Source organism: Flavobacterium covae (genome assembly GCF_001534645.1).
GTDB classification, from domain to species: Bacteria; Bacteroidota; Bacteroidia; order Flavobacteriales; family Flavobacteriaceae; genus Flavobacterium; species Flavobacterium covae.
Genome location: NZ_CP013992.1, coordinates 286,431 through 309,232 on the forward strand (window position 1 = coordinate 286,431; position 22,802 = coordinate 309,232).

The 22,802-nt window shown below is 31.2% G+C and carries 20 protein-coding genes; 8 read left to right on the forward strand and 12 right to left on the reverse strand.

Annotated elements, in window-relative coordinates; all coding sequences use genetic code 11:
• Nucleotides 1–2 precede the first annotated feature (2 nt).
• Nucleotides 3–1,436 (forward strand): pyruvate kinase, encoded by a 1,434-nt coding sequence (pyk, locus tag AWN65_RS01235; RefSeq protein WP_060381501.1) that lies wholly within the window; start codon nucleotides 3–5, stop codon nucleotides 1,434–1,436.
• A 6-nt stretch (nucleotides 1,437–1,442) separates the two neighbouring features.
• Here the strand turns inward: pyk and dinB are convergent, their stop codons facing one another.
• Complete coding sequence (gene dinB / locus AWN65_RS01240; RefSeq protein WP_060381502.1) at nucleotides 1,443–2,519, reverse strand: DNA polymerase IV; 1,077 nt, start codon at nucleotides 2,517–2,519, stop codon at nucleotides 1,443–1,445.
• A gap of 85 nt (nucleotides 2,520–2,604) precedes the next feature.
• Between dinB and AWN65_RS01245 the strand changes: the two genes are divergently transcribed.
• Entirely contained in the window at nucleotides 2,605–3,084 is a 480-nt protein-coding gene (locus tag AWN65_RS01245; RefSeq protein ID WP_060381503.1) for a CYTH domain-containing protein, read from the forward strand.
• Here AWN65_RS01245 and AWN65_RS01250 read toward each other — a convergent pair.
• The 3 genes from AWN65_RS01250 to AWN65_RS01260 all read right to left on the reverse strand — a co-directional run bounded on the left by AWN65_RS01250 (nucleotide 3,081) and on the right by AWN65_RS01260 (nucleotide 5,976).
• Entirely contained in the window at nucleotides 3,081–3,581 is a 501-nt protein-coding gene (locus AWN65_RS01250) for a septal ring lytic transglycosylase RlpA family protein (RefSeq protein ID WP_081078369.1), read from the reverse strand. The two genes, AWN65_RS01245 and AWN65_RS01250, sit on opposite strands and share 4 nt — an antisense overlap.
• Nucleotides 3,582–3,649: 68 nt before the next feature.
• Entirely contained in the window at nucleotides 3,650–4,072 is a 423-nt protein-coding gene (locus AWN65_RS01255) for a hypothetical protein (RefSeq protein ID WP_060381504.1), read from the reverse strand.
• Between the two features lie 92 nt (nucleotides 4,073–4,164).
• Nucleotides 4,165–5,976: a GNAT family N-acyltransferase gene (locus AWN65_RS01260; protein ID WP_060381505.1), complete on the reverse strand. Its 1,812-nt coding sequence runs from the start codon at nucleotides 5,974–5,976 to the stop codon at nucleotides 4,165–4,167.
• Nucleotides 5,977–6,229: 253 nt separating this feature from the next.
• Between AWN65_RS01260 and AWN65_RS01265 the strand changes: the two genes are divergently transcribed.
• From AWN65_RS01265 to AWN65_RS01275, 3 genes are all read left to right on the forward strand, one after another.
• A complete protein-coding gene (locus tag AWN65_RS01265) occupies nucleotides 6,230–6,988 on the forward strand; it encodes an exodeoxyribonuclease III (RefSeq protein WP_060381506.1) in 759 nt (252 codons plus the stop codon).
• A 21-nt stretch (nucleotides 6,989–7,009) separates the two neighbouring features.
• Nucleotides 7,010–7,978 (forward strand): OmpA family protein, encoded by a 969-nt coding sequence (locus AWN65_RS01270; protein WP_060381507.1) that lies wholly within the window; start codon nucleotides 7,010–7,012, stop codon nucleotides 7,976–7,978.
• Nucleotides 7,979–8,175: 197 nt separating this feature from the next.
• On the forward strand, nucleotides 8,176–9,210 hold the full coding sequence (locus tag AWN65_RS01275) for an aldo/keto reductase (protein ID WP_060381508.1): 1,035 nt from the start codon (nucleotides 8,176–8,178) through the stop codon (nucleotides 9,208–9,210).
• A gap of 126 nt (nucleotides 9,211–9,336) precedes the next feature.
• Here AWN65_RS01275 and AWN65_RS01280 read toward each other — a convergent pair whose 3' ends face one another.
• From AWN65_RS01280 to panC, 8 genes are all read right to left on the reverse strand, one after another.
• Nucleotides 9,337–10,959 carry a DUF4139 domain-containing protein gene (locus AWN65_RS01280; RefSeq protein ID WP_060381509.1) on the reverse strand — a complete coding sequence of 541 codons (1,623 nt, stop codon included), beginning with the start codon at nucleotides 10,957–10,959 and terminating at the stop codon, nucleotides 9,337–9,339.
• Nucleotides 10,960–11,024: 65 nt separating this feature from the next.
• Nucleotides 11,025–12,992: a transglycosylase domain-containing protein gene (locus AWN65_RS01285; protein ID WP_060381510.1), complete on the reverse strand. Its 1,968-nt coding sequence runs from the start codon at nucleotides 12,990–12,992 to the stop codon at nucleotides 11,025–11,027.
• 37 nt (nucleotides 12,993–13,029) lie between these two features.
• On the reverse strand, nucleotides 13,030–13,431 hold the full coding sequence (locus AWN65_RS01290) for a hypothetical protein (RefSeq protein ID WP_060381511.1): 402 nt from the start codon (nucleotides 13,429–13,431) through the stop codon (nucleotides 13,030–13,032).
• An 11-nt stretch (nucleotides 13,432–13,442) separates the two neighbouring features.
• Complete coding sequence (gene radA, locus AWN65_RS01295) at nucleotides 13,443–14,804, reverse strand: DNA repair protein RadA (RefSeq protein WP_060381512.1); 1,362 nt, start codon at nucleotides 14,802–14,804, stop codon at nucleotides 13,443–13,445.
• Between the two features lie 6 nt (nucleotides 14,805–14,810).
• Nucleotides 14,811–16,076, reverse strand: coding sequence for an alpha/beta hydrolase (locus AWN65_RS01300; protein WP_060381513.1), 1,266 nt, complete (start codon nucleotides 16,074–16,076; stop codon nucleotides 14,811–14,813).
• Between the two features lie 123 nt (nucleotides 16,077–16,199).
• A complete protein-coding gene (locus AWN65_RS01305) occupies nucleotides 16,200–17,162 on the reverse strand; it encodes a lysylphosphatidylglycerol synthase transmembrane domain-containing protein (protein ID WP_060381514.1) in 963 nt (320 codons plus the stop codon).
• A gap of 1 nt (nucleotide 17,163) precedes the next feature.
• Entirely contained in the window at nucleotides 17,164–17,514 is a 351-nt protein-coding gene (panD, locus tag AWN65_RS01310) for an aspartate 1-decarboxylase (RefSeq protein WP_060381515.1), read from the reverse strand.
• Between the two features lie 14 nt (nucleotides 17,515–17,528).
• Entirely contained in the window at nucleotides 17,529–18,377 is an 849-nt protein-coding gene (gene panC, locus AWN65_RS01315; protein ID WP_060381516.1) for a pantoate--beta-alanine ligase, read from the reverse strand.
• A gap of 107 nt (nucleotides 18,378–18,484) precedes the next feature.
• On the opposite strand from panC, the gene AWN65_RS01320 reads away from it, so the two are divergent.
• From AWN65_RS01320 to glmS, 3 genes are read left to right on the forward strand one after another with little or no spacing between them, the layout of a single operon-like run.
• Entirely contained in the window at nucleotides 18,485–19,294 is an 810-nt protein-coding gene (locus AWN65_RS01320; protein WP_060381517.1) for a glycogen/starch synthase, read from the forward strand.
• 4 nt (nucleotides 19,295–19,298) lie between these two features.
• On the forward strand, nucleotides 19,299–20,933 hold the full coding sequence (locus AWN65_RS01325) for a DUF4270 domain-containing protein (protein ID WP_060381518.1): 1,635 nt from the start codon (nucleotides 19,299–19,301) through the stop codon (nucleotides 20,931–20,933).
• A gap of 1 nt (nucleotide 20,934) precedes the next feature.
• Nucleotides 20,935–22,782 carry a glutamine--fructose-6-phosphate transaminase (isomerizing) gene (gene glmS / locus AWN65_RS01330; protein ID WP_060381519.1) on the forward strand — a complete coding sequence of 616 codons (1,848 nt, stop codon included), beginning with the start codon at nucleotides 20,935–20,937 and terminating at the stop codon, nucleotides 22,780–22,782.
• Nucleotides 22,783–22,802: the final 20 nt, after the last annotated feature.

Here is a 22,802-nt window from a genome sequence, read left to right on the forward strand (position 1 = left end):
GAATGCGTACACAAAAAAAAACAAAGATAGTAGCAACTCTAGGCCCAGCCTGTAGTTCTAAGGAAGTGATTAAAAAGATGATGGATGCTGGAGTTGATGTATTTCGTATCAATTTTTCCCATGCAGACTATGCAGATGTTGCAGAGCGTATACGTATTATTCGGGAATTAAACGAAGAATACGGTTATACAACCGCTATATTAGCTGATTTACAAGGGCCAAAACTACGTGTAGGCGTAATGAAAGAAGATGTGGTTGTAAATGAGGGAGATCTGGTTACTTTTCAAACAATAGAAGATGTGCCAGGAACACCTGATAATATATATATGACCTATAAAGCATTTCCTAAAGATGTAAATCCTGGAGAACGTATTTTATTAGATGATGGAAAGCTTATATTTGAAGCAATATCAAGTAATGTTGAAACAAGTAGAGTTGTTTGTAAAGTAATTCAAGGAGGGCCATTAAAATCTAAAAAAGGAGTTAATTTACCCAATACAAAAGTATCATTACCAGCCCTTACCGAAAAAGATATTCGTGATGCACTATTTGCAATTGAAAGTAAAGTTGATTGGATTGCGTTATCTTTTGTAAGAACACCAGAAGATCTTAAAGATCTCAAAGAATTAATAGAAGAAAATTCAGATCACAAAATCCCAGTTATTGCCAAGATAGAAAAACCAGAAGCAATTGAAAATCTAGATAAGCTAGTGGCTCATTGTGATGGTTTTATGGTAGCGCGTGGTGATTTAGGGGTAGAAATGCCCGCACATGAAGTTCCATTAATTCAAAAAAAATTAATTAACCGTGCCAAATTGGCTCGTATTCCTGTAATTGTAGCAACCCAAATGATGGAAACCATGATTACAAGTCTTACTCCTACTCGTGCAGAGGTAAATGATGTCGCTAATTCAGTAATGGATGGAGCAGATGCAGTAATGCTGTCAGGTGAAACCTCAGTAGGTAATTATCCAATACAAGTAATTGAAAAAATGACCCAAATTATTGAGGCAGTCGAAGATTCACCACTAATTCATGTGCCTCAAAAACAACCACAAGTAAAAACCAATCGCTTTATAACAAAACACATTTGTTATCACGCAGCTATTTTAGCTGGAGATATAGGAGCCAAAGCTATTACTACACTAACAAATAGTGGTTATACTGCCTTTCAAGTTTCTGCATGGAGACCCAATGCACATGTTCTAGTCTTTACATCCAACCCTCGTATTTTAACTCAGTTAAATTTATTGTGGGGAGTTCATGCGTTTATGTATGATAAATTTGTAAGTACAGATGATACAATAGATGATATTAATGAAATAGCAGAAGAAAAAGGATTTGTAAGGCCAGGAGATATTTTGGTAAACTTAGCAGCCATGCCAGTTGTAGCAAAAGGAATGGTAAATACATTAAGAATTTCTGAAATAGAATAAAAAGAATTAAAAATCAAACCGTAGCTGAATCACTACGGTTTTTTTTATTTCTGTATTTAAATTAGAAAGAGAAATACCTAATAAACGAACAGAGTCTTTCATACGATCTTGATAAAGAAGCTCTTTAGCTACCTCTAACAATACATCTCGATCGGAAACAAAATAAGGAAGTGTTTTGCTTCTGGTTTGTTGACTAAAATCAGAATATTTTATTTTAAGTGTTATGGTTTTACCAGATAATTTATGCTTTTGAAGTCTTTTAGCTAATTCATCAGCAATACGTTCTAATTTTTCCTCCATAAAAATTTCAGAGGTTAAATTGGTATAAAAAGTATGCTCCGCTGCAACAGATTTAGAGGCTCGATTAGGTTTTACAGGACTGTTTGAAATTCCTCTAACAAGATGATAATAATGAGTACCACTTTTTCCAAAATGTTCTTCTAAATATTCTATTGTTTTAGATTTTAGATCTAGACCAGTATAAATCCCTAACAGATACATCTTTTCAGTAGTTACCTTTCCAATACCGTAAAATTTTTTAATATCTAAACTCTCCAAAAAATGAATTACATCATCAGGATGAATCGTTTTTTGACCATTTGGTTTATTATAATCAGATGCTATTTTGGCTACAAATTTATTGATAGAAATTCCCGCTGAAGCAGTCAAACCAACTTCTTCAAATATACGTTGTCTGATTTCAGAAGCTATAAGAGTTGCGCTAGGATTGTTTTTTTTGTTTTGGGTTACATCTAAATAGGCCTCGTCTAAAGATAGAGGTTCTACTAGATCAGTATACTCATAAAATATTTTTCTAATTTTCAGAGAAATCTCTCTATATCGTTCAAAACGAGGTTTTACAAAAAATAACTCAGGACATAAACGTTTAGCCTGTATACCAGTCATAGCACTTCGTACACCAAATTTTCTAGCTTCATAACTAGCAGCAGATATAACACCTCTAATTTCACTGCCTCCCACAGCTATAGGAAGACCTATTAGTTCAGGATGATCCTTTTGTTCAACGGACGCATAAAAGGCATCCATATCTATATGAATTATTTTACGAATAAGGCTTTCCATATTGCAAAATTACTAATGTTTCTGCAAAAGTTAATAGCTTTAAAAAACTTAGAGTATCTTCGCTTGGTTATTTAAAAAAGATCGTATGATTGAGATAGAACGTAAATTTTTAGTTACAAATAATCAATTTTTGGAAGAAAGCAAGTCTAATAATAGAATTGTACAAGGTTATTTGAGTTCGGTTGCTGAACGAACAGTTAGAGTACGAATAAAAGATGAAAAAGGATATATTACTGTAAAAGGAGCTAGTAGCACTACTGGAGCTTCTAGACTAGAATGGGAAAAAGAGATTTATTTGAACGAAGCTGAACTGCTTTTGCCTCTTTGTGAAAAGGGAATTATAGAAAAAATACGTTATGAAGTTCCTTTTGGAAAACACCTCTTTGAAGTAGATGTTTTTTTAGGCTTAAATCAAGGTCTTGTTTTAGCAGAAATAGAGCTGCAGACAGAAAATGAGTTTTTTGATAGACCTTCATGGCTAGGTTTAGAAGTTACCTCAGATATGCGTTTTTACAATGCCTATTTAAGTAGACATCCTTATAGCGAATGGGATATAAAAATTTAATTTTTTTCTTTTTTTAGAGCTATTTCAATTTTTACAGGCATTTCTCCTCCTCCTTTTCCTTTAGCCAAATGATGAAAGGCTTTGTGAGATAAGTCTATTTCACGATTGCGAATATGAGGACCACGGTCATTTATCTTTACGATTATTTTGCGACCATTTTTTAAATTGGTTACCCTAACTCTTGTTCCAAATGGTAGTTTTCGGTGGGCAGCAGTTAATTTATGATTATAAAAACGCTCGCCACTAGCTGTTCTCCTCCCGTTAAAACGATTGGCATAATAAGAGGCGTGTCCTTTGCTTTTGTAAAGTTTGAAGTTGTAAAGACCTTCCTCTACGGATAAACTGTCTAAAATAAGGGGTAAAGAATCTTTTTTGATCGTGTCAGGGACGATTTTAATAGGCTCAAAACTGGTTGAATCAAATTTTTTAAATGAAAATTTTGATGTTAGAAGTATAGCTAGTAGTGTAGAAACACCCATTAAAATACGGTTGATCATAGTTTTTTCTTTTAATCATTTTGTATAATAGGATAAAAAATAAGCCCATTAAAAGGGCTTACTGTTTTTTATGATAACCAAGATGACCATGGTATACGAGATAGAATTAGGATAAGTCCAATACTGTATAAAATAGCTATTTTTTTGAATTTATCATGACTTGTTTCCATTTTTTTATGTTTTGACCATCCAATGGTTACACATACTATAGCAATTAGATTTATTAAAGGATGCTCCATAGAAGTAAGTCTTAAAGCGGCTTCTTTCATATTAAAACCTGATAAGCCCATTGGAGAAACAAAGTATAAAATAATTCCTACTAAAAATTGAATATGGGTACCAATTAAACCAAATAAAGCAATTTTTCTGTCTTTAGCTGTAAATTCTCTATTAGAGGAATTACCTAAAAAACTATTAATAATAGCAAAAACTAATAAAGCTAAGGCTACATAAGCCCATCCTGAGTGAAATTTTTGTATGAAATTGTGCATTTTAAATGTTTTGGTTTAAACAAATATAAATAAAAAATGATAAATAGAAAAATATAGTGAATGTTTGTGTTTGTATGAAAAGAACTACAATCTTATTTAGATTGTAGTTCTTCATTCAATTTTCTTTCTAATTCTGCTTGAAATTCTTCCATTACTGGTTTTACAGTACTTTCTGGTAAATCAGCAATTCGGATGTACATGAGTCCATCAATGGCATTGTTGAACAAAGGATCTACATTAAAGGCAACTACTCGAGCATTTTGTTTGATGTATTTTTTGATTAGAACAGGTAAACGTAAATTACCAGGTTCTACTTCGTCTATGATCTTATCAAATTTATTCAAATCAGACTCTGCTTCGTTAAATACAAAATCCTTATCAGCATCTTTTAATTTTACCTTGTATTCTTTTTTAGGATGAATATATTGAGCAATATAAGGATCGTAAAAATTAGATTTCATAAATTCAATCATCAATGATTTTGAAAACTCTGAAAATTGATTACTAATACTTACTCCACCTATTAAAAATTTATGTTCAGGGTGTCTTAGTGTAGTGTGTACAATACCTTTCCATAATAAGAATAAAGGCATTGGTTTTTGCTGATATTCACTACATATAAAGGCACGTCCCATTTCGATGGATTTACTCATCATATCGTACAGTTCGGGTTCAAAACGGAAAAGATTTTGTAAGTAGAAACCGTTTATTCCGTATTTAGCAAATATTCTAGATCCTAAACCCATACGGTAAGCGCCTGCAATTTGTTTGGTATCATCATCCCATAAAAACATGTGGTGGTAGTAGTTGTCAAACTCGTCTAAGTCAATAGATTCATTAGTACCTTCACCAACGGCTCTAAAGGTAATTTCTCGTAAACGACCTATTTCATGTAAGATATTAGGAATTTCACTAGCTTCTGTTAAGAATACTTCATAATTTTTACTTTGGAGCAATCGAGCCTCTTTTTTTCTAAGTTTGGCTACTTCTTCAATCATTTTTTCTTGATTAGCTCCTGTTACAATTGCTTTTGCGGGTTTTGAAGTAGGTTTTAGAATAGGTGCTTCAAAAAGTTTTTTTTCTTCGGCAAAAGCATTTGCTAACATATATGTTTTTTTGCGTAAAAAATCTGTATAATCTTCTAAGGTTGTATACTCATTTTGTTCCGCTACTGAAATTGGTTTTCCTATACGAACTTTTATTACACGATCTTTTTGAGTAAGTAATTCAGAAGGAAGTTTTGCAGTTCGCAAAGTACTACTTAGTTTTGATAAGAAGTAAAATAATTTACTGTTTTTGGCATGAAAATAAATAGGTACCACAGGAACTTGTGCTTTTCTAATAACTTTAATAGCTCCTTCTTCCCATTCTTTGTCCACTATGAGTTTTCCGTCTTTGTAAGTAGAAACTTCACCAGCTGGAAACATACCTAAAGGTTTTCCATCGCTTAAATGGCGAAAAGTTTCTTTTAAACCAATTACACTCGACTTAGCATCCTTATGGTTTTCAAAAGGATTTACGGGCATGATATATGGCTTTAATGGCTCTATACGATGTAATAAGAAATTAGCGATAATCTTAAAATTAGGCTCGCGTTCAAGCATTAATTTTAAAAGTAATATTCCATCTATGCCTCCTAGCGGGTGGTTAGAAATGGTAATATAAGGACCTTCTTTAGGTAATCTTTTTAGATCTTCTTCGGGAATCTCAAATTTAATTTGGAATTCGTCCAAAATTGCATTCAAGAACTCAACATCTGATAGATGTTTATTCCTGTCATAAATTTTATTTAATGTTGATATTTGAAGTGCTTTCATTAACAACCAACCCGAAAAGGTCCCAATAGGGCCATAATTATCAGTTTTAATTGCTTTGGCTACTTCTTTGGCAGTGACTAAACCCATTTATATTTACGATTAATGCAAGTTGCAAATATAGCAAAAGTCGTATAATATGTAATGGTTTAACAATGAATCATTTATTTTTTTATTAAATATATTCTGATTTGTTTGATATTCAAATGTTTGTTAATTGTTTAAAAAAAATAGTCGAGACTCTTAAAATATTCTATACTTTTGAAAAAATCAATTATACCATCAGTAATACAATAATGGTATTCATAATTAGTGATTTAGTTTTAATTTTTAATTTGGTTTGATGAAAATTATATCATATAACGTAAATGGTATTCGTGCTGCCATTACAAAAGGTTTTTTAGAATGGTTACAAGCAGCAAATCCCGATGTAATATGTTTACAAGAGATCAAAGCTACTCAAGATCAAATTCCTGTAATGGATATTGAATTAGCGGGTTATCCTTACCAGTATTATTTTCCTGCAGAAAAAAAAGGATATAGCGGAGTAGCTATTCTCTCCAAAATAGAACCTAAAAAAGTTGTGTACGGAACGGGTATAGAACACATGGATAAGGAAGGACGAAATCTAAGATTAGATTTTGATGATTGTTCTGTTATGAGTTTATATTTGCCTTCTGGTACGAATATAGATAGATTAGAACACAAGTTTATGTATATGGATGATTTTTATAATTACATAAATCAACTAAAAAAAGAAGTACCTAATCTTGTAATTTGTGGTGATTATAATATTTGTCATGAAGCCATTGACATACATGATCCCATAAAAAATGCAAAGGTTTCTGGTTTTTTACCAGAAGAACGAGCATGGTTGGATAAATTTATAAAATCAGGATTTATAGATAGTTTCCGTTTTTTTAATACGGATCCGCATCATTACAGCTGGTGGAGTTATCGTGCTAATGCACGTGCTAATAATAAGGGTTGGAGAATTGATTATTGCTTGGTGCATGAACCTTTGCAAAATAAAATGAAAAGAGCCTATATTTTGCCAGAAGCAAAACATTCTGATCATTGTCCAGTGTGTGTAGAATTTTAATAATCCCAAATGTTTTGAATTATGATAAAAAGAACTTCTATAGGCTTACTTTTACTCGCCTTAAGTACTTCCTCTTGTGTTTCCAAGAAAATATATACTGATTTAGAAAATAAGTTTGCTGAACTAAAAAAAGAACGCAATGCTTTAGCTGATGAAAATGAGTTACTTAAATCTGGTAAAAGCCAGGCCAATCTAGATTTAGCAAAAGTAAAATCTGAATTAGAAAAAATAAAAGCAGAACGTGATAAGTTAGCAGCCGATTATAGTGCTACTTCTAATAATCTGACTACGTTACAAAATTCGTATAATGCTTTAGAAAAAAATAGCGACGATGCTTTAAAAGCAAATATGGACAAAAACAGAGAATTATTAGCACAATTAGAAGCAAAAGAAAAAGCTCTGGCTGCTGAAAAAGCTCGTTTGGATAAATTAAGTAAAGAATTTAAGGATCGTTCAGATCGTGTAACAGAACTTGAAAATTTAGTAGAAGCTAAAGAAGCTTCTATGAAAAAATTAAGAGAAACATTAGCTAAATCTTTAAAAGCTTTTGAAGGAAAAGGACTTGTGATCCACCAGAAAGATGGGAAAGTTTATGTTTCTATGGAAAATAAATTACTATTTGAATCAGGAAGCTGGACAGTAGGAACAGAAGGAAAAAAAGCAGTTGATTTAGTCTCAAAAGTTTTAGCTGATAATCCAGATATTTCAATCTTAATAGAAGGACATACTGATAATGATAAAATAACAGGAACATTAGGAGGAGGAGTTGAAAACAACTGGGATTTATCTACCAAACGCGCCACAGCCATCGTAAATTTGTTGTCAGCTAATCCGAAGATTAAAAAAGAAAACTTAACAGCTGCTGGACGTAGCGAATATAGCCCATTGGTATCAAATGAATCGACAGACGGTAAAGCTAAAAATCGCCGTATTGAAATCATTTTGACACCTAAGCTAGATGAGTTGACAAAAGCATTAAATGAGTTGTAACTAAAATTTTGAATAAAGAGACTGTCCAAAAAGTTCGCAATTTTGTTCATTTCGACCAAAGGAGAAATTATATAATATTGATTATGAGACTCCTCCTTATGTAGTGACAAACTGGATGTTGATTTATTACTTTTTGGACAGCCTTTTTTAAATTTTATAACACACCTTTTAGGTTAAATAAATTAAAAATTTCATAGATGAAATATATCAAATTGCCTCACACTGAATTAGAAGTAAGTGATATTTGTTTAGGAACGATGACTTTTGGTAATCAAAATTCAGAATCAGAGGCACATATTCAAATGGATTATGCTTTTGAAAGAGGAATTAATTTTTTTGATACTGCCGAAATGTACCCAATAGGAGGAAATGCACAGCTATTTGGTAATACAGAACGTTATATTGGGAGTTGGTTCAAAAAAAAAGGGAAGCGCGATCAAGTTATTTTAGCAACCAAAATTGCAGGACCTAACAGAGGGTTAGATTATATTCGTCAACCATTAGATTTTTCAAAAAAAAGTTTGCATGAAGCAGTTGATTTAAGCTTGAAAAATTTGCAAACAGATTATATAGACCTTTACCAAATGCACTGGCCAGAAAGAGTTATGAATATGTTTGGTAAAAGAGGTATGACCGAAATTGATAACCAATGGAAAGACTCTATTTTTGAAATATTAACCATTTTTGATGGCTTGATAAAAGAAGGAAAAATTAGAAACATAGGTGTTTCTAATGAAAATCCTTGGGGCGTTATGCGTTATCTTATAGAAGCAGAAAAACATAATTTGCCTAGAATAGCCAGTATACAAAATCCTTATTCCTTATTAAATAGACTTTTTGAAGTAGGACTTTCAGAAATTTGTATGCGTGAAAATTTAGCTTTACTAGCTTATTCACCATTAGCCTTTGGATTCCTTACTGGTAAGTATTTACAAGGGACTCCTGTTGATTCGCGAATGGGAAAATTTCCTAACTTTATTCGTTATACTAACGAAAACTGTTATAAGGTAACTCCTAAATACCAAGAATTGGCGCATAGTTTAGGACTTACTTTAACAGAGTTATCTATAGCCTTTGTGCATCATCAACCTTTTGTAACTTCTACCATAATAGGAGCAACTTCATTAGATCAATTAGAAGAAAACATCAATGCTTTTGAGGTTCGACTTACTGATGAGGTAATAAAAGAGGTTAATAAAATACAAGAATTACATCCTAATCCAGCACCATAAAAAGGGTGTGTAAATCATTAAGGCTATCCCAAAAAAGTATTTAAAGTATCAATTAAAAAAGATTTATTCTAATTTTTTTTGACTCAATAAAAGTGTTATAGTATTTGGGATAGCCTTTTTACAAAATTACAAATTACTGATTATTTTATCTTTAGGATATTTAACAATATAACGTATTCGTATTTTTTGAATTTCGTTAGGTTTTAATTGAAGATCCCATGTTAAAATCCCCGTTTCTGGGTTTACTTTTGCTCCATTTCTTTCTGTAAGTTCAATTTCTATTTCTTTGTCAGTTGAAAGAGGGTATTGATCTTTTAGAAGCATATAAATAGTCTCTTTTTTATTGTTTTTAATGACGATGTCATAGGTAAATGTTTGTTCTTTTTTAGAAGATAAAAAACGTATACCTGATTGCTCCATTACTTTTTCTCTTTTAATAGATACCTTTTTGTCTCGTCCCATACTTAGGTTAAGTGTATCTGATGTTTGATTCGGATTAATAAAAGTTTTTCCGACATATAAACCTTCAAAAATAATATTTGCCTCGCCTGCTAACAGGTTGTATTTTGTATAATCTTTTATTTCGGCCATTAAAAAAGCTTCTTTTTCTATTTTTGGTGCAGCATAGTATTTAAACGAAGCAGGTATTTTAAAATCTTTTAGCGAAACACTATGAGCTTTACCATTAGATAAAATGTCATATGGAATGTCTATTTCAAAAGAAGTTTGTAATTGATTTTCTACAATATTTGTGTAATTGCTTATAGAAGAAGGAGCGGCTTGAGCTGATTCCGCGTCTATTGTATTTATTTGTACATCTGCTATTCTACTTTGTAATTGATTCATGACTCCTTTTTTTTGTTGGGATCCATAATTAGGATATCCATAGGTAAGAAACCAGCTATTTAAGATTGGTGCCTGATTATTTTGATTGGGATTTCCAGAAGATAATGTAAGTTTTATTTTTTTCCAATCAAGTCCAGTATTTTGATAAACTTGTGCTTTGTAAATCAAGTTAATATTATCTTTTATGTTTTCTGTACGAAGATCATAAAAAGGAATCCAACTAGCATTGGGTGTTATATATGAAATTTCTAGAGGAATATTTCCGGCAGAAGTATTCATAAGTTGTAAAACCAATTTACCTGTTGTGGTTTTTTCGTTTTTTAAATTGTTGGTTTCAAGTTTAGTATTCAAATGATTTAATCGTTCGAGTAACTTTTTTTCTCTTTCTTCAAGAACATTGATGGTGTTACTAGTTTCGGTTCGTTTTAATTTGTAATACTCAACCATTTTGGAAAGTTCTAGAACACTTAAACCTGAATTTTGACCAAAAACTTGTTGGTTTTTATCTAAAAGCTCAATTGTTTTTTGTTCTGAAATTCGAATGTTTGTTACTTTATTTAGTTCTTTTTTTAGTAAAGAGATACTATCTTTTACTCTTTTTATTTCAGGAGAATTTTCATTTGTATCGTACTCGGAAATATAATCATTAGTAAATTGTATAGATAGAATAGTAACGTGAGATGGGGTGCTTATTTGAATTGAATTTTCATTTAAATAATTCGCTACGTTTTTAACCACGACCTCATGAGTACCATTGGTTAAAGGAATATTAGCTTGTTGTATTATTTCAGCTGAATTAAAATAAACTGTTGCTTCTTTTATTTTTGCTTGGGTAAAAATAGGATTTTGTGCCCAAGCAAAAGCAGAAGTCAATAAAATGAATTTTATAAGAATCTTTTGCATAATATGAAAGTTTATACTTTATAAGAGTACAATTTAGTGCAAAAGCTTTGAAATTAAATAAAAAACTATTGAAAAATCTTTTTTTCAATAATTGTCAAACTATCTAAACGAGTTGTGTCTTTTGGTGTTTTAATACGTAACAAATTTCTTGCTTTTCCTGATATATATATAGGAACGGATTGACCAATGGTATCTTCAGAGGTTATTAAACCTCTTTTTAACATTAGATTTTTTATGAATTTTTGATGCCTTTCAGCACCTGATTTTTGTTTTCCAATTTCGTTAAATTGATACATAAACTTTTTAGGTTTAGGAACTATAGAAGCTAGAAATAAACACTCATTTAAGCTCATTTGTTGCGGTTTTTTCTGAAAATAAAATTCAGCAGCTTCACTTATACCATAAATATTAGGTCCCCATTCTATGATATTAAAATAGACTTCTAGCATTCTTTGTTTAGAAGTAATCTGGTTATTCTCTAAAATATAAACTAATAATATTTCTTCTAATTTTCGAGATAATGTTTTTTCGCGAGTTAAAAAAACATTTTTCACTAATTGCATACTTATCGTACTGGCACCTCTTGCAAAACGTTTAGTACGTATATTTTTCGTGATAGATTGTTTAAAAGCTTCAGTAATAAATCCTCGATGTCTAAAAAAAGAGGGATCTTCACTTGTTAAGACAGCATTTTTTAGATAAGAAGGAATAGAGTCAAAAGGAGTGTAGTGAGGATTCGTATTCCCTATCCAAATAGGACGTTGAGGAACTCCATTTTCAATAGCTCTGTATTCAAATTCAGAATTTAACTTTTCTAAATTAGCCTGTCCATACTTTAAAATTTGCAGGTTGTTTTTATTTAATTTACTATCAAAAATTAATTGATGTGGTTTGTTACTATTTATTTGAAAGTTTAAATGATAATCAAAGTCACCATTTGCTTGCATTCCTTCAAAATGGCTAAATAGACCAGTAGGTAGTGAGGTGATAAAATCTTGCGCTTTAATTTTTTCTAAATCTAATTTGATTTTATAAAGTGTATCTTGGGCTGTATTATATTCTAAATAAGGTTTTACCTTTATTTTATTAAGTCTGGCTAATGAGTTCTGACTGAGCGAAATAAAATTACTTCCTAATACAAATTGATAATCAAACTCAGCTTCTTTAACAACTACATCTTTAGAGGCTATTTTAGGATGATTAATGGTAAGATTGTTTATAGAGGCTAATCCATTAATGGTTAATTCTCCAAAATTCATATCAATTTGATCTACTTTTAATCGAATTTTGTCAAAACCTGTTTTGAGTCCCCATTTTTCCTGTAAATAAGGAAGTGTTATTTGAGTTGTATCGGCTGATTGAATTAATAAATCCGTTTGTTTTTTGCGAGCATTAGCATATCCTTGTAGATTCCATTTTTGAGAAAAATGATCTGTTGTAATTTGTATTTGAGTGTTTAATTTTTCACCTTCTAAAGAAAGATTCTGCATTTGAAAAGTTAGTTTTTTATCCATATCTTGTATGCGAAGGGCTAAATTTTGTAAACGCATTTGAGTAGGTATAAGATTGAGTATTTTGGTTAAAATACGATTAACAAGTTGTGCATAATTTCGCTTTCCAGTATTTATTTCTTCCGATTTGTCTTTTTTTAGAAAGGCACTAAAATTGGTTCCTTTTTCGTTTTTTACTAGCTGAATAAAACCTTTTTCAATTTTTAAATTTTGAAGTTGTAAATCTCCTGTGATGATTTTTAAAAGACTGATTTCCGTTTCAATCTTTTTAACAGATACTAAAGTGTCTTTATTCAAAGGAAGTATTTGAATATCTTCTAAGACAATACTAGAAGTACCTGTAAAAGAAGCTTTACCTATTTGAAAAGTTGTTTCATAATCCGTTTCAAATTTATTTTGAGTTTTTAAAATAGCTTGTTCTAATAAGGTATCACGGAAAAAATATACAATTCCTATGAATAAGATTAGTAGAATAGGTAATATTTTAATAAATAAAAATAGCCATTGCTTTTTTGTTTTCATAAATCAGGTTATTGGGGTAATGAAGCTATAAAATTTTCTATTTCTTTTTTTGTGCTGCATATTTTTTTTGAAGAGGGCCTTCCTGTTCCATGCGGTTATAGTATTCTATTGCTTTGTTGTCAAAAAAAAGTTGTTGATTATGGGCAGGATTAGGTATTTGAGGATAGGTTTTATGAAAAATCATTTCATGTGTTATAAGATTGAAGATGAGTTTGAACCCAAAAGTATTATCAGGAATCCGTATTTTTTGAGGTTTTCCAAATACACCTTCTGTAGTCATTAGTATAGATTTAGGGACTGCTTTCTCTCTGAGTTCAAATCCTTCAAAATTAGGGTGTATAATGTCAAATGTTTTACTAACGTATTTGGCAGCAGCTATAGTTTTGCCTAATTCATGATAAGTTTGTACAGTTTGGAGGATTTCATTCAATGATTTCATAGGTTTTTTGTTTATCCAAATAATTCACTGATTACATCTTCAATTTTGGCAACTAGCTTTATTGCTATTTGATGATTTTTCAATGATATTTTACTATATTTAGATACAAATATGGTTGAAAAACCAAGTTTTTCCGCTTCTTGTATTCGTTGATCAATTCTATTAACGGGGCGTATTTCTCCTGACAAGCCTACTTCTCCTGCAAAACACATATCTTTTCCTACTGAAATATCTTCGTTGGAAGAAAGTATAGCAGCCACAACAGCTAGATCAATGGCTGGATCATCTACTGTAATTCCGCCTGTAATATTTAAAAAAACGTCTTTAGACCCTAATCGGAAGCCTGCTCTTTTTTCTAAAACAGCAAGTATCATATTGAGTCTTTTGGCATTATAACCCGTAGTACTTCTTTGGGGTGTACCATATACGGCTGTAGAAACGAGTGCTTGTATTTCAATCATTAGAGGGCGCATACCTTCCATGGTTGTGGCTATAGCGGTGCCTGATAATTCTTCATTTTTATGAGATATTAATATTTCAGAAGGATTACTGACTTCTCTAAGCCCTGATCCAAGCATTTCATAAATGCCTAGTTCTGATGTAGAGCCAAAACGGTTTTTGAGTGATCGTAAAATGCGATAAATATGATTTCGATCTCCTTCAAATTGTAATACGGTGTCTACCATGTGCTCTAAGATCTTAGGTCCTGCAATGGTGCCGTCTTTTGTTATATGACCAATTAGAATAACAGGTGTATTGGTTTCTTTAGCAAATTTAATAAGCTCTGCGGTACATTCTTTAATTTGAGAAATACTGCCTGCTGAAGATTCTATATAATCCGTTTGTAAAGTTTGTATGGAGTCTATTATAACCACATCGGGTTCAATCGTTTCAATTTGCCTAAAAATGTTTTGAGTTTTGGTTTCTGTTAATATATAACAATTATCATTTTCGGTGGTAATTCGTTCTGCTCGCATTTTTATCTGTTTCTGGCTTTCTTCACCTGAAACATATAGCGTTTTATAAGGTAATTTAAGAGATATTTGAAGTAATAAAGTACTCTTACCAATACCAGGTTCACCTCCTAATAAGGTTAGCGAACCTGGAACTAATCCACCACCTAAAACGCGGTTTAATTCCCCATCAGTTGTATTCATTCTAATTTCTTCCGTAGAATCAATTTCATGAACTAAAAGAGGCTTTGGTACTCTTTTATGAGTAGGAGACTCGGTTTTCCAAGTAATTTTTTCTTCTTTTTGAACAATTTCTTCAACTAAAGTATTCCATTCTTTACAAGATGTACATTGTCCTTGCCATTTAGCAAATTGACTGCCGCAACTTTGACAAAAAAAAGAGGTTTTTATTTTGGCCATTGGGTATTAATTCTCTTTTTTACTTTCTTCTTTTAGTGGTTCGGTTGATGTTTCAGAAGGTGTTTCTAAAATATTTTCTTCTGTTTTTTGATCTTTTGCTTTACCACCTTTCATTTTATTCTTTTTAGGAAGTTTGGTTTTAAGTTCTTCCGCTTTATTCATCATGAAATCCTTCGTAATGTCTCCAATTTCTGTTTTATTAAAAGAATCTTGATAAAATTTTAAGGCTTTTTTTATTTCACCTCTTTTTTCCCAATACATTCCCATGTGATACTCATACAACATTGTTTTTTCATATTGTTGACCTGAAATCTGAGCTAAAAGTTCATATTCATACCAAGCTTCATTTTTTTTAATAGCTGTTTCAATGGCTTTCATATCACTAAAACGGATCTTGGTTTTTAATCCTAATGATTTTTCTATTGCGTCATATTTTTTGTTAAGATAATCTACATAGCCTTCTTTTAAAGGACTAATGTTATCTTGATATTCCATAGCGGTAATAGGTTGATATATTTCAAAAAACTGATAAAGAGCACTAGGGATAGCGTTGGGGGCTATTCCGTAATGAGCTAATCTTTTGAAGTCATCAAACTTGTAATTTAGAAAATCATTTTTGATGGTTTGTATGTTTTTATCTAATGTTTTAATGTTTTTTTGAAATTTTTTTAAGTCACCATCAGAGGTTGCTTGGTAGTAAAAAATAGGTTTTTTTGTTTCTGAAAGTCTTTGTGCTACCATTCCCTCCATTCCATTTGCTAGTTCTGGACTAATAGAGATGTAACCATCAAACAAAGGGTTTTCTTTGTATAAAAAAGCATTTAAAAAACCAGCTGTTACATCCATACCCGCTATTATACGAAAAGGAGCTAATCGGTATTTTTTTTCTAGATGAGGTAAAAGTTCAGCACCTATAAATTCAAAAAAATCAGCACCTTTCTTTGTTGGTAAACCTTCTGCTGGATCAAATTGTGAATCATCATAACGTTCGTTGTTTTTATTTTGATTAATACCAACTAATATTACTTCTGGTAGATCATCCCAATAATTACCATAACGTAAAGTACTTTCAAATGATGGGAATAAAAATTCTCCATCAAGTACCAATATCATAGGATAACTACGTTCTGGATTAGTGCTATAAGAGGTAGGTAACTTAACTGTAATATCTCTTTTTGTATTAAGTTTTGCAGAGAAAAAGTGGTCTACTGTTGTCTGAGAAAATAGATTCAATGAACAAAAGAAGGCAAACGCCCATATAAAATTTTTCATATCTGTGTATTTTATTTATAATGTCTTCATATTATAAAATTGCCTTTAATTGTGTAAATAGTTTGTTATAGGCTAAAATTTATAAAAAAATCATCTGTTTAGTTGGTGAAGCAAGTTACTAAATTATTTTTTTTTAGTAACAATTGGTAAAACGGAAAATGAAAAGATGCCTAGAAGAATTGTAATTAAAAGTTGAGATGTCCAAACAATCCATCCAAAAGCATTTCCTGCTTCTATAGGGATTTTATATAAGACTAAAATTTTTGCTATCAAAACAGGGAAAAAGCCAAATCCACCGTTAGTAAATGACATGGTTAGTCCTCCTATTACGAAAGCGACAAGTATTGTTCCAAAATTAATTGTGCTGGTAGCTTCTAATGCAAATACGGTAATATAGAACATTAGTACATAGGAAAACCAGATTAGAAAAGTAAAAAATAAAAAACGCCATTTATTAGGCATGTATAATAAACTAAAAATACCTTCTTTTAAACCTGCAATTTTTGACTTAAAAAGGAGGATGTACTTCCAATTAGAATAGCTGTACAATAATAAAAAACTAACGCCTAATATAAATCCTATGATTAAAAGTATAATTAGTTTTTCGATAGGGATATAGGTAAGTAAAAAACTTTTTAACGTATTTATTTCTAATATTAAGGCGCTGAATACAAATAATAAGAGAAAAATTAGATCAACAATTCGCTCAGCTATGATCGTTCCAAAAGCTTTATCAAAAGGGACATCTTGGTATTTTTTTAGGAGTAATGCTCTAGAAAATTCACCTGATCTAGGAATTGTTAAATTTACGAAATAGCCTATACAAACTGCCAAGAAATTAAGTTTGAAATTGGGTTTTACCCCTATTTCTTGTAGTGCATATTTCCAACGATAAGCTCTAAAAATACAACCCAAAATAGCTATAAATAAAGAAATTGTAACGAAACTATAATTAGCCGTTGTAAAGTACAATTTCATTTGAGCAATTTGCTTTTCGGTAAATGAATTATATGTATAGTAAGTCAATCCAGCACCTAATAGTAATGGAATGATCAAACTAGCATAAGAGCGTATTTTGCTACTCACGTTATTCTAATGAATTGTTTTCTTCATTAGGAAATACAATAGAAGGTTTGAAGTTTTTGGCTTCACTAATCTCTATGCTTCCGTACGAAATAATAATAATAATATCTCCTTGATGTACTTTACGCGCAGCAGGTCCATTTAACGTAATTTCACCACTGTTTTTAGGTCCCTTGATAGCATAGGTTTCTAAGCGTTCTCCATTGTTGACATTAACAATAGATACCTTTTCGCCTTCAAAAATATTGGCGGCTTCCATTAAAACTTCGTCAATAGTTATACTTCCGATATAATTTAAATCGGCACCTGTTACTTTAACTCGGTGAATTTTTGATTTTACAACTTCAATTCGCATGGCACAAAGTTATATTATTTTAGTGAAATGTTGTCAATTAAACGTATATTGTTTACAAAAACAGCTATAAAAGCACGGTAAACTTTGTTTGGTAATTTCTCCCTACAAGTTTTTAAAGTTTCTTCTTCTGCTATTTCAAAATATTCTAAATCAAATAAAGATTGTTTTGAAAATTCTGTCTGTACCCATCTTGTTAAACTTTCAGGGGATTGATTGTAAAAATTGTTTTTGACAGCAGTTAGTGTTTCAAAAATAAAAGAGGCTTCTGCTTTTTCTTGTAGAGATAAACGTTGATTTCTTGAACTCATGGCAAGACCATTTGCTTCTCGATAAATAGCACAACCTACAATGTTTACAGGGATGTTATAGTTTTTGACTAATTTTTTAACAATTTGTAATTGTTGAAAATCTTTTTCTCCAAAATAAGCATTTGTAGGATTAATAATTTCAAATAATTTTTTAACAATAGTTCCTACACCATCAAAATGACCAGGTCTGTGTTTGCCTTCCATTTCAAATTCTAAACCGTCATATTCAAAATGAGTAGATACAGTATTGCCTTCATATATGTCCTCAATAGTAGGGGCATAAACAATGATGTTAGGGTTGAAGGTGTTAATCTTGCTTAAGTCCTCTTCTAAAGTTCGAGGATATTTATCAAGATCTTCTTGGTTGTTAAATTGAGTTGGGTTTACGAAAATACTTACAACTGCAAGATCGTTATAATTTAAAGCTTCTTCTACCAATGACAAGTGTCCTTGGTGCAAAGCTCCCATAGTAGGAACAAAACCAATTGTCTTTTTTGGATTTAAAAAAGTATCTAAATGTCTTTTTAATTCGCTTTTTTGAGTAAATAAAGGCATATAAAATTCTTAAAATAAGTGCAAAATTACTATTTTAGTCGTTATCTCCGTAAAAATTTGTAATTTTGCGTGGATTTGTGTCCAATAAACAAAACAGTAAAGTAAAGATGGAGGATAAAAGGATATTGTATGTATCATCCGAATTAGTGCCCTATTTGCCTGAAAATGAGGTCTCTTTGATGTCGTTTGATTTACCAAAAATGATTAACGATCAAGGCGGGCAAATTAGAATTTTTATGCCACGTTATGGAAATGTAAATGAAAGAAGGCATCAATTACATGAAGTAATTAGGCTTTCAGGAATGAATTTAGTGGTAAATGATGTTGATATGCCTCTGATTATTAAAGTTGCTTCAATACCTAAGGAACGTATTCAGGTGTACTTTATAGACAATGATGAGTATTTTAAACGCAAGTCTACTTTTACGGATGAAGAAGGCGTGTTGTTTGAAGATAACGATGAGCGTGCCATTTTCTTTGCAAAAGGAGTTGTAGAAACTGTAAAGAAATTAAATTGGGTTCCAGATATTATTCATGTTCAAGGATGGATGGCTTCGTTATTGCCTATTTATATGAGACATTATTATAAAGACGATGCTTTGTTTTCCGAAACTAAAATAGTCACATCTATCTTTAAGGATGGTTATGAAGGAATATTAGATGCACAAATTTCTAAAAAGGTTCAATTTGATGGTGTGCCACAAGAAGCAATTCAAGAATTAGATAACCCAACCTATGAAAATTTGATGATGGTTGCTATTAACCATTCTGACGGGGTTGTGATGGGGTCTGAAGAAATATCGCCAAATTTAACAAAATTTATAGAATCTTCTAAAAAACCTTTTTTACCTTTCGCCTCAAAAGATGTATTCGCAGAAGCTTATACAGAATTTTATAAAACTCAAATATTAGGTTAATAAAATGAATTTCAATACTTTTGCAAAAAAATCAGTAGTTTTGCTATTCGGTTTTTTATTGTCTTGCGATCAAGATTATAATACATTAGGGGCTGATTTAGTTGGAGATGAAACTTTTACTTTTTTGGCAGGTGAGGATAAATCAAGTAGTATAACTATTAATGATCTAGATTTAGGCGCAGTTCAGTCTAATAATCTTTCTGTAAATCATTTAGGATTGTTAAAGAATGATTATTTTGGAGAGACAACTGCTTCTTTTGTTACGCAATTACAATTAGCAACAGCAGCACCAGTATTTGGAACAGGAATTGAAGTAGATAGTGTGGTGCTTTCAGTGCCTTATTTTAGTACTAAATTAAGTACTGATGTTAATGGAAAAGGAACTTATAGACTAGATTCTATTTATACTAATACAAAAGATTATTACACAGATTTTAAAACAGATAAGTTGCCTGCTTTCAATTTAGAGGTCTTTCGTAATAATTTTGCTCTAAATGATTATGATATAAATGATATTACCAAAAATGGAAAATATTATTCAGATCAAGAAAGTGTATTAGATGTAGTAGTAGGAGAAAAATTAAATAATGCTGCTAATCCAAATGAAAACACTAATTTTAAACCCAATCAAGCTGAGTTTGAAAAGCCAAAAGTAGATGATCTAACACAAAAGTTATTACCTATAAAAGATAATCCAGGGAATGTAGGAGAACGTTTTTCTCCTCGTATACGTTTACACCTAGATAAATCTCATTTTGAAAATAATATCATAAAAGCTGATTCAAGATATTTAACAAACAATAATGCTTTTGTAAATTATTATAAAGGTTTGACATTTAGAGTATCTAGAAACGAAGGCACAATGATGGGGCTAGATTTTAAGAAAGGAGATGTAACAATTTATTACAAACAAGATAGAACGGATAATAAAGGAAAAGAAATGAAAACCTTCGTTCTTAAAATGACGGGAAATAATTTAAATATTTTAAAACATAATAAGTCGGCTATTTATGCAAGTGCTCTTTCATCCAATACACCAACGGATAATTTATTCTTAAAAGGTGGTCAAGGATCAATAGCAGAAATCAAAATAGACCAAGCTTTAATTGATGATTTAAAAAATAAAGGAGCACTCGTTAATGATGCTAGTTTGTATTTTACTGTTGATCCAAATTTTGTAAACTCGCTAAGCAGTAGTAATAAGTCTTTTTATTACCTTAATCCAATGCGTTTATACTTGTTTAATGCAGAAAAAACAAGATCATTGTTAGATTATACAAATGATATTACCAAGCTAACTAATGTTCCTAAAAAGGATAAATATGTTCACGGAGGTATATTACAAAAAGTAAATGATAAATATATGTATCGTATTCGATTAACGGATCATATTAATCAGATTATAAATGATAAAACAGGCACTTATACCAATGTAAAGTTAGGTCTTGCTATTGCCGAAAGTATTTATATAACGCCTGAAGCACAGGGATTATCGGCTATAAGTGCATTAAAAAACACAACAAATATTTTAAAAAGTATTCCTTCAACTGCAGTAATAAGCCCTTTAGGTGTTGTTTTAGGAGGAATGCAAGGAGATAATAAAGTTCAATTTAAAATAAGCTATACTAAACGAAATTAATATGTGTGGAATTGTAGGATATATAGGATATAGAGAAGCTTATCCTATTGTAGTAAAAGGGTTAAAAAGATTAGAATATAGAGGTTATGATAGTGCTGGTTTGGTACTGTATGATGGAGAAGACATAAAATTATCTAAAACCAAAGGAAAAGTTTCTGATCTAGAAGAAAAATCTAAAACAGAAATAACATTAAGTGGAACCATAGGTATTGGTCATACACGTTGGGCTACACACGGAGTTCCAAATGATGTAAATTCGCATCCTCATACTTCTAATTCTGGAGATCTGGTTATTGTTCATAATGGAATTATTGAAAATTATGAACCCTTAAAAAAAGAATTAATTAACAGAGGTTATGTTTTTCATTCAGATACAGATACAGAAGTATTAGTTAATCTGATAGAAGAAGTTCAAAAACAAGAAAATATAAAATTAGGGAAAGCAGTACAAATTGCTTTGAATCAAGTAGTAGGAGCCTATGCAATTTGTGTTTTTGACAAGAAAAAACCCAATGAGATAGTAGTAGCTAGACTAGGTAGTCCTTTAGCTATTGGAGTAGCTGAAAACGAATTTTTTATAGCTTCAGATGCTTCTCCTTTTATTGAGTACACTTCAAACGCAATCTATTTAGAAGACGAAGAAATGGCTATTATTCGTTTGAAAAAAGGATTAAAAGTAAGAAAAATTAAAGATGATTCATTAGTACATCCTTATGTTCAAGAACTAAAAATGAACTTAGAACAGATTGAAAAAGGAGGGTATGATCATTTCATGTTAAAAGAAATTTATGAACAACCTAACGTAATAAAAGATACTTATAGAGGACGTTTGTACTCTAATGAAGGAATCATTAAAATGGCTGGTGTTGAAGATAATTTAGAGAAATTTACAAATGCCAATAGAATCCTAATAGTTGCTTGTGGTACTTCATGGCATGCAGGTCTAGTAGCAGAATATATTTTTGAAGAGTTTGCTCGCATTCCAGTAGAAGTAGAATATGCCTCTGAGTTCCGTTATAGAAATCCTATCATTAGCGATAAAGATGTTGTAATTGCAATCTCTCAATCAGGAGAAACAGCAGATACTTTAGCAGCCATCAAATTAGCAAAAGAAAAAGGAGCGTTTGTATTTGGAGTTTGCAACGTAGTTGGATCTTCTATCTCTAGAGAGTCTCACGCTGGAGCTTATACACATGCAGGACCAGAAATTGGGGTAGCTTCCACAAAAGCATTTACTACACAAATTACGGTTTTAACCATGATTGCTTTACGTTTGGCTAAAGCAAAAGGAAGCTTGTCAAAATCAGATTACCATCGTTATTTATCTGAATTAGAGGCAATGCCAGAAAAAGTAGAAGAAACATTGTTAACAAATGAAGTTTCAAAAGAAATAGCGGAGGTTTATAAAGAAGCTACCAATTGTTTGTACTTAGGTAGAGGGTACAATTTTCCAGTGGCTTTAGAAGGTGCTTTAAAACTAAAAGAAATTTCTTATATACATGCTGAAGGCTATCCAGCAGCGGAAATGAAGCATGGTCCTATTGCATTGATAGATGAGCACATGCCTGTAATTGTTATTGCACCTAAACAAGGACACTATGATAAAGTGGTAAGTAATATCCAAGAAATTAAATCCCGTAGTGGTAAAATAATTGCCGTAGTAACTAAAGGAGATGAACAAGTGCGCTCTTTAGCAGATCACGTTATTGAAATTCCAGAATGTTCAGACGCTTTATCACCATTATTAACAACTATTCCTTTGCAGTTATTGTCATACCATATAGCAGTACTAAGAGGTTGTAATGTAGATCAGCCAAGAAACTTAGCTAAATCAGTTACAGTAGAATAATTATACGTATATAATAAAAA